We start from the raw sequence: 14364 nt of genomic DNA on the forward strand, positions 1-14364 counted from the left end.
AAGTAAAGTGTATCTATTGCTTTAACAACTTTAAAAAATGTAAGCGGATACGAATGGGAGGAGACGGCTTATGAAATACTTAATTGGTATTTTTGGCCTCGTATTGATTTTAGGTATCGCTTGGCTTGCTAGTAATGATAGAAAAAAAGTCAAATATCGCCCAATCATAACGATGGTTATATTACAATTCATTTTGGGGTTTTTATTATTAAATACAAGTGTAGGGAATATATTAATTAGCGGAATAGCAGATGGTTTTGGAGAGTTATTAAAATATGCCGCTGATGGTGTGAATTTCGTATTTGGTGGATTAGTAAATCAAAAAGAGTTTTCGTTCTTTTTAAGTGTATTAATGCCAATCGTATTTATTTCAGCTTTAATAGGTATTTTGCAACACATTAAAGTATTACCTATTATTGTGAAATCTATCGGTCTAGCATTAAGTAAAGTAAATGGAATGGGGAAACTAGAATCATATAATGCAGTTGCTTCTGCGATTTTAGGACAATCTGAAGTGTTTATTTCAGTTAAGAAACAATTAGGATTATTGCCAGAGAAAAGAATGTATACATTATGTGCATCTGCAATGTCTACCGTTTCAATGTCTATCGTCGGATCATATATGGTGTTATTAAAACCGCAATATGTTGTAACCGCTTTAGTGCTTAACTTATTCGGTGGTTTTATTATCGCTTCTATCATTAACCCATATGAAGTTACTGAAGAAGAAGATATGTTAGAAGTGCAAGAAGAAGAGAAAAAGACTTTCTTTGAAGTATTAGGTGAATACATTATAGACGGATTTAAAGTTGCGATTACAGTAGCAGCTATGCTAGTTGGTTTCGTTGCTCTTATCGCATTCATCAATGCAGTATTTAAAGGTGTAATTGGTATCTCATTCCAAGAAATCCTTGGTTATGTATTTGCACCATTTGCATTTATTATGGGTGTGCCTTGGCATGAAGCAGTTAATGCCGGAAATATTATGGCAACAAAATTAGTATCAAATGAATTTGTCGCTATGACAGATTTAGCACAAGGAAACTTTAATTTCTCAGACAGAACGACAGCGATTATATCTGTATTCTTAGTTTCATTTGCAAACTTCTCTTCAATTGGAATTATTGCAGGGGCAGTTAAGAGCTTAAATGAAAAGCAGGGGAATGTAGTCGCAAGATTTGGTTTGAAATTACTTTTCGGTGCAACATTAGTAAGCTTCTTATCAGCAACAATCGTTGGCTTATTATTTTAATAGATTCATATCATATAAAAAGGAATGGTGATTGTAATGAGAATGGTAGATATTATTGCGAAAAAACGTGACGGCAAAGAATTAACGACTGAAGAAATCAAATTCTTTATTAATGGATATACAGACGGAAGTATTCCTGATTATCAAGTGAGTGCACTTGCAATGGCAATCTTCTTTAAAGATATGACAGATCGTGAACGTGCAGATTTAACGATGGCAATGGTGGAGTCTGGAGAAACAATTGACTTATCAGCAATTGAAGGAATTAAAGTAGACAAACATTCAACTGGTGGTGTTGGTGACACAACAACATTAGTGTTAGGACCATTAGTTGCAGCTTTAGATGTTCCAGTAGCAAAAATGTCTGGTCGTGGCTTAGGACATACAGGCGGAACAATTGATAAATTAGAAGCAGTAGAAGGGTTCCACGTTGAAATTACGAAAGAGCAATTCATTGATATTGTAAACCGTGACAAAGTAGCTGTTATCGGACAAACAGGAAACTTAACACCTGCAGATAAAAAAATCTATGCATTGCGAGATGTAACAGGAACAGTAAACTCAATTCCTTTAATCGCAAGTTCAATTATGAGTAAAAAAATTGCAGCTGGTGCTGACGCAATCGTACTTGATGTAAAAACAGGTGCTGGTGCATTTATGAAGACCGAAGAAGATGCGAAAGAATTAGCACATGCAATGGTACGTATCGGAAATAATGTTGGACGTCAAACGATGGCTGTTATTTCAGATATGTCACAGCCCCTTGGTTTTGCGATTGGTAATGCTCTAGAAGTGAAAGAAGCAATTGATACGTTAAAAGGTGAAGGTCCAGAAGATTTAACAGAATTAGTACTTGTATTAGGAAGTCAAATGGTCGTACTTGCGAAAAAAGCAAATACGTTAGAAGAAGCGCGTGAAATGTTAATTGAAGTTATGAAAAACGGAAAAGCAACTGAGAAGTTTAAAGAGTTCTTAAGCAATCAAGGCGGAGACAGCTCAATTGTAGACAATCCAGAAAAAATGCCACAAGCGAAGTATGTCATTGATGTACCTGCTAAAACTTCAGGTGTTATTTCAAACATTGTTGCAGATGAAATCGGTATCGCAGCTATGTTATTAGGTGCTGGCCGTGCGACAAAAGAAGATGAAATCGATTTAGCAGTAGGATTAATGTTACGTAAAAAAGTTGGCGATGCAGTAAAAGAAGGCGAGCCATTCGTAACGATTTATGCAAATCGAGAAAATGTAGAAGATGTAAAAGCTAAAATTTATGAGAACATTTCTATCGCTGAAACAGCAGTTGCTCCTAAATTAGTTCATACAGTTATTACTGACTAAACATCACTATATTTATTTTGAGGAGGAAATAATATGGATAAGAAAAAATATATTGAAGAAGCAAATAAGATGTTATCAAAAGCGTATATTCCGTATTCTAAATTTCCTGTTGGTGCAGCATTAGTTACGAAAGAAGGTAAAATCTATACTGGTTGTAATATAGAAAATGCTTCTTATGGTTTATGTAACTGTGCAGAAAGAACAGCAATCTTTAAAGCGGTATCAGAAGGTGAGCGCGATTTTAGTTACTTAGTCATTACAGGAGAAACGGATGGACCGATTTCACCATGTGGTGCTTGTAGACAAGTAATTGCTGAGTTCTGTGATCCGAAAATGCCAGTATTACTAACGAATGTAAAAGGTGATGAAAAAGAAGTGACTGTTGAACAGTTACTACCAGGCGCTTTCTCAATTGAAGATTTAAAATAAGTGAAGAATCCGTTCCACAATTAATAGTTGTGGAACGGATTTTTTATTTTCAAAAATAGAATGTAATATTTTGTTCATATTCCGTTCATAAACTTTGCATAAAATGATTGCAGCGAATATGGAAAGTTTACAGCAGGAGGAATACAATGAAGAAATTATATAATGCAGCATTCATTTACTTAATAATTGGATTATTATCAGGTGTATTTGCAAGAGAGTATACGAAAGCACAAGGAATTAAAGGATCTACTATGTTGCAATTAGTGCATACGCACGTGTTAGTATTAGGATTCATATTCTTTTTGATTGCATTCGCTTTATTTAAGGTACTTCAAATACAAGAAACAAAAAGCTTTTATGCATGGTTTATTGTATACAATGTAGGATTAATTTTTACTGTCGTTACAATGGTATTTAGAGGGATTTTACAAGTGAATGGAACAGACTTTAATGGTTTAAGCCATATGGCTGGATTGGCTCATGTTATTATAAGTGTCGGGCTCGTTTGGTTTATGATTTTGCTTAAAAAGTCTTTTAAATAGGTAGGAGTGGAGGATATGAATATAGCACTTTTATCAAGTATCGTAGCAGTTTGTATGGCTGTTGGAGTAATGTTTCTACGTTTTAAAGCAGCGAAAAAACCGGTAACGAAAAAGAAGATTATATTACCACCATTTTTTATGAGTACTGGTGCTATGATGTACTTCTTACCAGAGTTTCGGTTAACGTCATTAGAAATAGTAGAAGCAATTACTGTAGGGCTTATTTTCTCTATATTTCTTATTAAAACAACGAAGTTTGAAATAAGAAATGAACAAATATATATGAAACCGTCTAAAGCATTTATATTTATTTTAGTTGGGTTATTAGCAGTACGAGTAGCAATGAAATCGTATTTAAGTCAATCAATTGATTTAACAGAGTTAAGCGGGATGTTTTTCTTACTCGCATTTGCGATGATTGTATCGTGGAGAATTGCGATGTATCGCTCGTTTGCTAAATTAGAAAAAACATTAAAAAGAGCTGGAATTTCTATATAGGAAATCCAGCTCTTTTTATGTTTTATTGAAATTTTTTAGCCCGGAACTCATTTACTAAATTTCAAACGATCTTGAGCATCTTGTAATGCAAATGGCGTAACATTAATACCATTTGGATCAACAATTTTTGTGTTTAATAAAATGGAATCTAAGCTTCCACGAAATGTTTTTGTATAATTTTGACGCAACATTTGTTGTTCTTGTTTTTCATCAACTGTTAATCCAGATGTTCTTTCTTTTTTTGCTAATTCGTTAATACGGAATAAAATGTTTTGCATTTGTTTTCACCTCTAGTTTAATTTAATTACATTAGTTACTTACTAATGTATAGTTATTGTAACCTATCTTTTAGAAAGTGTCAATGTATATAAAAAAGCTTTTCAAATGGTAAAAATAAGAGAAGGGAGAAACTAATACTTGAAATGTAAAAATCGTTAATATACAATACCGTAGTAGGGTATAAAAATAATATGGATTGAAGTTAGCTTACTTTAGAAAGTAAGAGTCATAAATAGAAGGAGTATAGACAATGGACGCAGTCATTTCAAAGAAAGAAACAATTATTTCGTATAGCATTGCATTTATATTTATATTAGCAATGGTAATAGTGGGGGGATTATTAAACGATCCGGAAGTCATTTTGCCGGAAATAGCAGCAATGGCAGTTGCTTTATGGGCATATCGTGAGCCAGGATGGCTAAGACAACCAGATAAAATCTTTATTGCACCGTCAATAACAGCTGTTATTGGTTTTATGGTGAATCAAATAGATATAGCCTATTTAGGAAAAGTAAGTTTAACACTCGTATTAATGATGTTGTTTCTACGCATAATTCAATCTAATTTAGCTCCATCTATTGCGACAGGTTTATTACCTTTAGTAACGAATGCGACGGAATGGTCATTTGTTATCGCTGTTTTCGCTTTAACCTTTATTTTAATGATAGGAGTTCTTATATTTAAATTGAACCAAGGCCTTGAGCGAAAAGTGCATATACAGTATAAATATATGATTGTATTTCTCATACTAAATTTCGTGTGGATCAGTTTATGTTGGATAACTGGTTATGAACAATTAGCAGTTATTCCACCAATATTAGTTGTTGTGTATGAATCACTTCAAAAACCGATGTACAATGAAAAAATGGCTTTTAAACAAATACTCGTATTAACTATATCGGCAACTGTTGGAACTTTATTGTATTTTGCAATTGATTCATGGATTGTAGTCACTTTATTAAATATGATATTAATGTTTATTTTATTAAAAATCGTTGGAGTATGTATTCCAGCAGCCTATGCATTTCCGTTATTACCGCTCGTATTTCCTGATGAAATGATAAAAATGTTACCAGCAGGCTCATTTGTTGCAGGGGTATTTTTATTTGGTGCAGTATTATTGTATAAAAAGTGGGAGATGAAGCAGAAGAGTTAAATATAATTTACAAAAAGGTAAGCTCAAATGAATTGAACTTACCTTTTTATATGTATTACCAATAAAGAGTAGTATCATAAACCCCAATTAAAATGAGTAGGACACCTGCTATACGTTGAATGCTTTTTCCTATTTTTCGGCTCTTTTTTAGTAGTGTCCCATTTAATCCAAGATAGGAGACAATGAACATTAATACAACGATAGGTAGAGCAGTTCCTATCGAAAAGAATGTCGGAAACAAGTAACCATAATTATATGAGAAAGATAGAGGGATTAACGTTCCAAAGAATAGAACGAACATAGTCGGGCAGAAAGCTAAGGAAAAGAAAAATCCAAGTAAAAATGAGCCAACTTCATTTTGTTTTCGTATAAATTTGATCGAGAAGAGATTTTTTCCTTTTATAATACCTGCCAACATTAACCCCATTAAAACTAATAAAGGTCCAATTATTTTTCGTAACCATGGGAAATACAAAGTTAATATTGGCTGAATTTCTTTTCCTAACAACCATACGAATAGTCCAAGCGTCGTAAAAGCTATTATTTTTCCTAAAGTGAATAATAATATATGTTTCCATGCATGTCCTGTTTGTAAAGATTGATTACCATAAAGCGTAATAGCACTAATGTTTCCTGTTAATTGGCAAGGAGCAAGGGTACCTACTATGCCTAATAAAAACGAAAATAAAAGAGGTACAGATTTCGTAGCATTCGCGGCATCCATTAAAGGAGACATGAGTTGATAGCTCCATTCACTAATTGTTGAAAACACGTTATATTCACCCTTCTACTTAAATTGGAATGTTCCCTCTTTAGCAATCTGCTTCCACGTATTACCCTCATCTGTAGAGAGGAACACATTTGATTTCATTGTAGCAAATACAATTTCAGCTGAATTTTGAGGGTTTTGTGAAATATACATAATTGCATCTTTAGAATCTAAAGGTGGAATTTGTATGTTTGTTTCTTCATTTGTAGCAATTGATTTCTTCGTTACGATTTGCCTATTAATAGGGGCGTAAATAACATCTTCATTACTTAATGTAATTGCGGTCGATTCAAGTGATTTAGAGAATAGTTCAAATGTATTTCCGTAATCTGTAGATAAGTAAACACCGTCTTTAGCACTTACCGCGACTACACTAGATTGATTTGGATGTACTGAAAAGGAGTGGATTGCACTTGAAAGCCCCTTCAACTTACTAGTTTTCCATTCTTGTCCATTGTTCGTACTGAAGTAAAAACCTTGTTGTAATTTAGAATTTGGACGTTCATTGTATAAATAAATTGCTTCCGTATTATATCCGACAGCAAGGTTATGAAAATCAGATTCTCCATAAAAAGCTAGCTTTTCGAGAGTATTACCACCATCAGAACTTTTCATTAATCCTAAAGGATTTTTTAAATTTGCTCCTGGTTCAGGATGACCGCTGGCAAAGAACCCGTTCTTCGTTGCCTGAAAGCCCATATAATCATGTAGTCCAGTTTTAGTTTCAAGCCATTTTCCATTTTGATAAACTTTTATCCCGCTATGAGTGGCGATAGAAACCCCAGCCATATTTCCTGCATAGCCAATTCCGTGAATGTGCTCAATTTTTCCAGATGTAATTTCTTTATAGAAGTCTTGTGGACTCGTATTTGCTGTTTCTATATTTTTTGGCTGAGATTGCACCGTTTCTTTTTTCACGGGTGCTGTTTCGGTGTTGCTAGAACATCCCGTAATTATGAATAAAGAAGTAATTGCTAAACCTGTTGCTACATAATGTTTCAAAGTTGTGGCTCCTTTCCTATATATGAGATTTTAAGTATATAGAATAAATGTCAAGAAATTATGGAGTGATGAGTGCCTAGTAATGAAAGTCAGATTTTCTATATAAACACAATTAATTGACGAAAAATTATAACAATAATAAAATGAATTGATTAGATAATTAGTTTTTTAATCATACATAAAACGCTAGGGGGATTATTATGAAATCAACATTTTTTGCTCAAAATAGAGAACGACTAACGAAAACATTACCAGACGAGTCTATTACTATTTTATTTGCTGGACAAGCACCTCAAATGTCAGCTGATGGACATTATAAGTTTGTGCCGAATCGAAATTTTTACTATGTAACAGGAATCGATGAGCCGAATGTTATTTTCATGTTGAAGAAGTTTGGAAATAGTGTAGAAGAAATACTTTTCATTGAAAAATCAGATCCAGTAATGGAAAAATGGGTTGGTAAAACAGTTTCTAGTGAAGAAGCAGAGAAAATTTCAGGTGTAAAGAAAGTTGTATATTTAGATAGCTTTGAAAAGACAATGTCAAATATACTTTTTACAGAAAATGCGAAGCACATATATTTAGATTTAGAGCGCCGAGAGTGGAATGGTACGGAGACAAAAGTTTTAACGTTTGCTAAACATATAAGAGAACAATACCCGCACGTAACAATTGGTAATGTATATCCGAATATTTGTGAATTACGAGTGTTTAAAACTGAAGAAGAAGTTGAAATTATTAAAGAAGCGATTGCTGTAACGAAAGATGGTATTTACAATGTGTTAAAAAATGCAAAAGCAGACATGATGGAATATGAATTAGAAGCTCATTTTGATTTTACACTGAAATCATCAGGTATTAAACACCATGCGTTTCATACAATTTTGGCGAGTGGTAAAAATGCCACAGTCCTGCATTATGAAGACAATGATGCACAAATTCAAAATGGTGATTTAGTACTGCTGGATTTAGGTGCTCAAAAAGACTATTACAACGCTGATATTAGTTATACATTCCCAGTAAGTGGAACATTCTCTAGTCGCCAAAAGCAAATATATAATATCGTATTAAAAGCATTGAAAGAAACAACTGAACTTATTAAGCCAGGAGTAAAGTTTGCTGCATTAAATGAACATACAAAACAGGTGCTAGCAGAAGAGTGTAAAGCAATTGGTTTAATTCAAGAAGACGAAGAGTTATCAAAATACTATTATCATGGAGTAAGTCATTTCCTTGGTTTAGATACGCATGATGTAGGAACATATAAAGATAGAGTGTTAGAAGAAGGTATGGTTATAACAATTGAACCTGGTCTTTATATTGAAGAAGAATCGATCGGCATTCGTATTGAAGATGATATTCTTGTAACGAAAGACGGACACGAAAACTTGTCAAAAGATATCATTAGAGAAGTTGAAGAGATTGAAGAGTTTATGAGTGAAAATAATGAAAATGTAAAAGGAAATCAAGCTGTAGTTAAATAATAAGAAAAAAGTCACCACTAATTGATTTGAACTCTACCTCGAATCGTAGACGATTAAAATCCATGATTCGGGATAGGGTTCTGTTTACCTTCGAAATACTAATCTTTAATTATTAACCCCAATAAGGTTGCAAACTGAACAGCTTGATATGTAGATACTTTACATCCTCTTAAATCGTTCACTGAAACTGTCAGTGTATCAAAATTAGAAGAACTAATATCTATTCCCTTCAGTGATGTCTGATCAAAATTAGCTTCGTCAAGGCTACAAAATTGGAATTCAACTTTTTTTAGTTTACAGTCAAAAAAATCTGCATTATTTAATGAAGTTTCATTGAAGATGATTTTTTCTAGTTTAGAATTTCCAAATGCAGCTAAGTTCAAAATGGAATTCTCAAATTTAACATTTCCTAAGCTAGATTCTGTAAAATTAACCCCGGTTAATTTACTGTTTTTAAATTCGACTCTGTGAACAGAAGAATTGCTTAAATTAACATTTGATAAATCGCAGTTTTCAAAACAAACATCTGTAATATCAATATTGCTAAAGTCTGTATTAGTGAACTTACAGTTTTTTATCACTGCATCATATAGTCGCACTCTATCCACCGATTCATTTTCGAAAGTGGAATCGATAATTTCACACATTTCTAACGTTGGATCTTCTTCATAAAAAATATCTTGAAAATTCTTTGAAGATAACTCTGGTGAAATTTTTGGTCTATCAATTTTCATAGTATATCAATCCTCTTCTATTTGATATATTTGTGTAATTTGAGTCCATTGTCTCCTTGTGAGGAACATTAGTTCTTATTATACAAAAATCTAAGTTCTTTTGTGAAGAGCATTTTAGCTACATTTTTCTTATTTAATAATAGCAGTCTTACGGTTTCTTAAGAAATAACGTCAAAACAAATACGAGAACGGCTAATATAGTCGTTACAAGGAAAGCATTTTGTATTTCTAAAATATTCGCCTCTTGTAAAGTCTCCGCTTTTAGTAATTTTCCAATTAGCTTACGTAAGGTCTAATTACAACTCCTTATTTTCTTGAAAATCCTCTTCTATAATGATTTTGAAAAAGAAAAAGGAGGGATTTTCCATGAAGCGATTTGTATTAACAGCTGTTACAGTCTCTGTAATATCTTTAATTGCTGCATGTTCTGTGACCACAAATACAACAAATGATCATAAAAACATGAATGCAAAAAAAACATCACAGACTGAAACAGCAACAAAACCATTGAAAGTTGAAAAAGGACCAGAAGTTACTTTAATAGCGAAAGAAGAAAAGCAAAAATTAAGTAGCGGTGTTATTGTTCCGGTCTGGACATTTAATGGCTCATCTCCTGGTCCAGAAATTCGGGTGAAAAAAGGTGAAAAGGTGAAAGTGACATTAAAAAATGAATTATCTGCACCAGTATCTATTCATTGGCATGGGTATCCTGTCCCAAATAACATGGATGGAATTCCAGGCGTGACACAAGATGCAGTTGAACCAGGAAAAAGTTTCACTTACGAATTTGAAGCGAACGTACCAGGAACGTACTGGTATCACTCGCATCAAGATTCTGTAAATCAATTAGATAGAGGATTATATGGTGCTCTCGTTGTAGAAGATACAAATGAAAAGTATGATAAAGATTACACATTAATGTTAGATGAATGGGTAACGGATAAAGAAGAGATTGATAAACAGTTAAAAGAAATGACAAAAGGAAAAACAGAAAAAGCAGACAGTAAAAAATCTAGTATGGATAATGATAATACAAAAAAGAATGATGATATGAAGGGCATGGACCATTCTGGTATGAACATGGGTAGTGATAAAAAATACTCTGGTAATATGGCAGGAATGGACCATGGAGATATGAAGATGGAAGGTCATGATATGAGTATGTATAATTTATTCACAATCAATGGAAAAAGTGGTGATTTAGTGGCGCCATTGAAAGTGAATAAGGGAGATAAAGTTCGTCTGCGACTCGTTAATGCTGGTTATCTATCACATGATATACATGTTCACGGTCATGATATAAAAGTAATTGCAACAGATGGTCAACCAATAAACAATCCTAAAGTTATAAAGGATAAAATAATTTCAATTGCACCGGGTGAACGTTATGATGTTGAGTTTACTGCTAATAATCCTGGGAAATGGTATGTTGAAGACCATTCAGAACATAAAGATGCAAAAGGAATGAAGGCTGTTATTAAATATGATGGTAGCAAAGAGATGAAAGATAAAGCAGATGAAAAAGAAAAATTATCGAAATTAGATATGACGAAATATGGTGCTAAAAAATTAGGTGGTTTCACGTTAAATCAGCAGTATACTGCCACATATAATATGGACTTAAATACGCAAATGAATGGAAATGAAATGGTATATACAATTAACGGAAAGGTATTTCCGGATATTGACCCAATTCAAATAAAAAAGGGTGATTTAGTAAAAGTGAAATTGGTAAATCGTTCTAAAATGGATGATCACCCAATGCATTTACATGGTCACTTCTTCCAGGTGTTGAGTAAAGATGGGAAAATGATAGAAGGTTCTCCAATTGTAAAAGATACATTGAACTTAAAACCGGGAGAAGAATATGAAGTAGCCTTTGTAGCTGATAATCCGGGTGAGTGGATGTTCCACTGTCACGACCTACATCATGCTTCAGCAGGGATGGTAACGGAAGTGAAATATACAGATTATAAATCTGACTATGTTCCAAACCCAAACATTCCTAATAAGCCAGAATAATATGAAGCAGTTATCCTATGGATAGCTGCTTATTCATTTTTATTGCAAGTGTTAATGCATATGCTGATCAGGCACGGTTGAAGGTGGGGGGGTATGATCTGGGAATGTCACGAATACGGCAACGATAATTATCACACTAATTGAAAGTAATAACAAAAAACGCCGTTGGATAAAAGTAGAAAAGGTTTCTGATAAAAGTTGAATCATACATGACATAGTTATCGTTATAGTGAGTAATAGGCTAATGAAAAGTATGGCATGAGCTTGTTGAGGGTTTAACATTTCTGTAATCATTGCTCCCATCATACTTGCCATTAATCCAGAGAACATTCCTTCTAAAGCAGTATATAGGTGAAAACGTAGACCAACTAAAAAGCCGATAAATGCACTAATTGAAATCGCAAGCAAAGTAGAGTATAGTAATTCTCCCTTAAAGAGAATCCCAAAATAAAAACCAGTACTTAAACCGATACTCATACTAAAAGACATAATAAATACCATATACTCCATTAGGGTACCCCTGCGTTTAGAAACATATGATGTAATAAAAATCGAGATAAAACAAAGTATTAAGGCAGTTAGTGTGTAAGTGAACATTATGATACCTCCCTGTCCTAGCATTCATTCCATCATATGTTCATCTGGAGAGTACTTATGCTTATTTAAATCTGCATATTATCTGCACAATTTCATGAATGTAAGCAAATAGGCGCTTAATGTTTCAGAGCGTCTTTTTTGTTTGTGAGTATGTGAAAGAAATTGTTATATAATGAGTTTCTATTGTGAAGCAATAAAGAATAAGCGTATAATATTATAGTTATCCCGTTACCCGGGGTAACCCGCGAATGATAAATAAGATTGCTGTTTTATCATCGCTTCTAAACATATATACAATGAAAGTAACACTGGAATACAGATAGGGAGTTATAAAATGAAATTAATTATTTTATATGGATAGGCATGGTCAAACAATAATAAATACACTTCTTATAGCCCTCTTAACCTTTGGTATATAAAGGATTAAGAGGGCTATATTTGTTTGACCATTATTATGGAATAGTTCAAATAACAAAAATGTATATTAAGGGAAAAAATAACAACATCTATGAAATGACTTAAATATAAGGGTTTTTTTATGAGTTTATTTATTGAATAAATCCCATAAAAGCACATAGAACAACTAGGTTATTTGTAAATTTTGACACAATGATAACTTTAGCGTGATATAATTTTATTATTACGGTTAAGATAAAGATCGAGTTAATAATAATATATAAAAATATACAATTTGACAAGTGATTCAGTGAAACTTATTAACATAGAAGCTTACACTCATTAAGGGAAGGAGAACATAAGTGACTAATAAATATTCATTCAAAGATTTTCAAAAAGTGTGGGGGAAGGATCCTATTATAGTTATTGATACTAATATATTTCTAAATCTTTATAAATGCTCTTCAGATACTACAGAAGATATTTTAAAAGTAATGAATTCTATTCCGGTAGACCAATTTTGGATCCCTGCACAAACTTTGGAAGAGTTTGATAAAAATAAAAAAAAGGTAAAAAATGGTCAGTACAATAAATATAAAGATGTGCCAGCAAAAGTTGAATCAACTATGACGAAAGCACGTAATGAAATTGCAAAGAGCTTTGCTCAGTACACTAAATTTAAATTCCCGCATGTGACCACATTGGAAGTTAAAATTAATAAGATGATTTCATTAATATGTGATGAAGCAAAAAAATATGAAGAAGATATTAAAGAAGAGATTAAGCAAAATAAAAAGATGCTTAGTACAGATAAAATTCAATTATTTATAGATACAATTAAAAAACATGGAAATGTTGGGGCTCCGTTTAATATTTCTACATTATTGAGCTTGTATGCTGAGGGAGAACAAAGGTATAAATATAAAATTCCACCTGGATATGAGGATTTAAAAAAAGATGAGAAAGATGAAACTAATAGACAAAAATTTGGCGATTTAATTCTTTGGAAGCAGATTTTAAAAAAAGCTAGTTCCATCACAAATCCAATAATACTTGTTACTCAAGAGCTTAAAGAAGATTGGTGGGTTTTAGACAAAAATAAAGTACCATTAAAACCAAGAGAAGAATTGACTTTAGAATTCTCTGAACATAGTGATGAACAATTTGTTTTGATGAGTCGCAATAATTTTATAGAGTATGTTTCAAAAATAAATCAAATTATGATTGACAATAAAACTCAAATAGAGATGAACGCCGATTCAATTATATTAGATTTAATATCGGAATTGGATTGGAGGACTATATTACATGGAAGTGGTCTTTCTTTTTACCTGAATCATAGTGATGATGTTGAAACCTTTGTAAACAACGTACTTTCAAATGTCGTAATTAATTCATGCTACATGCCCGAGATTGAAATAAATACAATAGACCTTGATAATAAAGAAGCTATTATAGAGGGGAGTTTTGAAACTTATATTGGTACTACAATTCATGAGCTTGTCTCAAAAGAATATGAACATTCATATGAGGCATTATTAAAGTTAGCAGGTTCAATAACTATTGAATTTGCTATTACCATAGATAAAGATAATTTTATAGATCCTAATACAGTCAAAATTAGTATCAATGGATTTGATGTTCTAGATATTCAAAGAGAATCTAGATTAATTGATGAGGATATCTGGGAAGAAATATGTGAGGATTGTAATAAGAATTCAGCTGAATATATTACTCATAGTGGTAAAAATATTTGTGAGAATTGTTCTTTCAAATATGAAGGATGTCCAGATTGTGGGAAGTTTTTTGAATTTGGTAAACTTGCAGGTTCTTATTGTATTGATTGTGATAAAAACCATTAATTTT

General features: G+C 32.5%; 14 protein-coding genes. 9 read left to right on the top strand and 5 right to left on the bottom strand.

Annotation, left to right across the window (positions count from 1 at the left end; all coding sequences use genetic code 11):
• The first annotated feature begins 70 nt into the window (after positions 1 to 70).
• The 5 genes from BAQ48_RS19435 to BAQ48_RS19455 all read left to right on the top strand — a co-directional run bounded on the left by BAQ48_RS19435 (position 71) and on the right by BAQ48_RS19455 (position 4059).
• Entirely contained in the window at positions 71 to 1252 is a 1182-nt protein-coding gene (locus tag BAQ48_RS19435) for a NupC/NupG family nucleoside CNT transporter (protein ID WP_000876170.1), read from the top strand.
• A gap of 36 nt (positions 1253 to 1288) precedes the next feature.
• Entirely contained in the window at positions 1289 to 2590 is a 1302-nt protein-coding gene (locus tag BAQ48_RS19440) for a pyrimidine-nucleoside phosphorylase (RefSeq protein ID WP_001983022.1), read from the top strand.
• A 33-nt stretch (positions 2591 to 2623) separates the two neighbouring features.
• Positions 2624 to 3019 (top strand): cytidine deaminase, encoded by a 396-nt coding sequence (locus tag BAQ48_RS19445; RefSeq protein WP_000358532.1) that lies wholly within the window; start codon positions 2624 to 2626, stop codon positions 3017 to 3019.
• A 146-nt stretch (positions 3020 to 3165) separates the two neighbouring features.
• The gene (locus BAQ48_RS19450; RefSeq protein ID WP_071712444.1) at positions 3166 to 3561 is read left to right on the top strand and encodes a DUF2871 domain-containing protein; all 396 of its coding nucleotides are present in this window, start codon (positions 3166 to 3168) and stop codon (positions 3559 to 3561) included.
• A gap of 15 nt (positions 3562 to 3576) precedes the next feature.
• A complete protein-coding gene (locus BAQ48_RS19455) occupies positions 3577 to 4059 on the top strand; it encodes a CcdC family protein (protein ID WP_071712445.1) in 483 nt (160 codons plus the stop codon).
• 47 nt (positions 4060 to 4106) lie between these two features.
• Here the strand turns inward: BAQ48_RS19455 and BAQ48_RS19460 are convergent, their stop codons facing one another.
• Positions 4107 to 4337 carry a DUF896 domain-containing protein gene (locus tag BAQ48_RS19460; protein WP_071712446.1) on the bottom strand — a complete coding sequence of 77 codons (231 nt, stop codon included), beginning with the start codon at positions 4335 to 4337 and terminating at the stop codon, positions 4107 to 4109.
• Between the two features lie 251 nt (positions 4338 to 4588).
• On the opposite strand from BAQ48_RS19460, the gene BAQ48_RS19465 reads away from it, so the two are divergent.
• A complete protein-coding gene (locus BAQ48_RS19465; RefSeq protein WP_071712447.1) occupies positions 4589 to 5494 on the top strand; it encodes an HPP family protein in 906 nt (301 codons plus the stop codon).
• A gap of 55 nt (positions 5495 to 5549) precedes the next feature.
• Here BAQ48_RS19465 and BAQ48_RS19470 read toward each other — a convergent pair whose 3' ends face one another.
• Both BAQ48_RS19470 and BAQ48_RS19475 read right to left on the bottom strand, forming a co-directional pair.
• Positions 5550 to 6266, bottom strand: coding sequence for an urease accessory protein UreH domain-containing protein (locus BAQ48_RS19470; protein ID WP_242660479.1), 717 nt, complete (start codon positions 6264 to 6266; stop codon positions 5550 to 5552).
• A 15-nt stretch (positions 6267 to 6281) separates the two neighbouring features.
• Positions 6282 to 7265 carry a F510_1955 family glycosylhydrolase gene (locus BAQ48_RS19475; protein WP_071712449.1) on the bottom strand — a complete coding sequence of 328 codons (984 nt, stop codon included), beginning with the start codon at positions 7263 to 7265 and terminating at the stop codon, positions 6282 to 6284.
• Between the two features lie 200 nt (positions 7266 to 7465).
• Between BAQ48_RS19475 and BAQ48_RS19480 the strand changes: the two genes are divergently transcribed.
• Positions 7466 to 8749: an aminopeptidase P family protein gene (locus BAQ48_RS19480; RefSeq protein WP_071712450.1), complete on the top strand. Its 1284-nt coding sequence runs from the start codon at positions 7466 to 7468 to the stop codon at positions 8747 to 8749.
• 98 nt (positions 8750 to 8847) lie between these two features.
• Here the strand turns inward: BAQ48_RS19480 and BAQ48_RS19485 are convergent, their stop codons facing one another.
• A complete protein-coding gene (locus BAQ48_RS19485; RefSeq protein ID WP_071712451.1) occupies positions 8848 to 9483 on the bottom strand; it encodes a pentapeptide repeat-containing protein in 636 nt (211 codons plus the stop codon).
• A gap of 366 nt (positions 9484 to 9849) precedes the next feature.
• Here BAQ48_RS19485 and BAQ48_RS19490 point away from each other — a divergent pair, with 366 nt between their 5' ends.
• On the top strand, positions 9850 to 11505 hold the full coding sequence (locus tag BAQ48_RS19490) for a multicopper oxidase family protein (RefSeq protein WP_071712452.1): 1656 nt from the start codon (positions 9850 to 9852) through the stop codon (positions 11503 to 11505).
• 51 nt (positions 11506 to 11556) lie between these two features.
• Here the strand turns inward: BAQ48_RS19490 and BAQ48_RS19495 are convergent, their stop codons facing one another.
• Positions 11557 to 12102: a hypothetical protein gene (locus BAQ48_RS19495; protein ID WP_071712453.1), complete on the bottom strand. Its 546-nt coding sequence runs from the start codon at positions 12100 to 12102 to the stop codon at positions 11557 to 11559.
• 758 nt (positions 12103 to 12860) lie between these two features.
• Here BAQ48_RS19495 and BAQ48_RS19500 point away from each other — a divergent pair.
• Positions 12861 to 14360, top strand: coding sequence for a PIN-like domain-containing protein (locus BAQ48_RS19500; protein WP_071712454.1), 1500 nt, complete (start codon positions 12861 to 12863; stop codon positions 14358 to 14360).
• The last annotated feature ends 4 nt before the right edge of the window (positions 14361 to 14364 follow it).

Origin of the sequence: Bacillus luti (assembly GCF_001884105.1) — a bacterium.
GTDB classification, from domain to species: domain Bacteria; phylum Bacillota; class Bacilli; order Bacillales; family Bacillaceae_G; genus Bacillus_A; species Bacillus_A luti.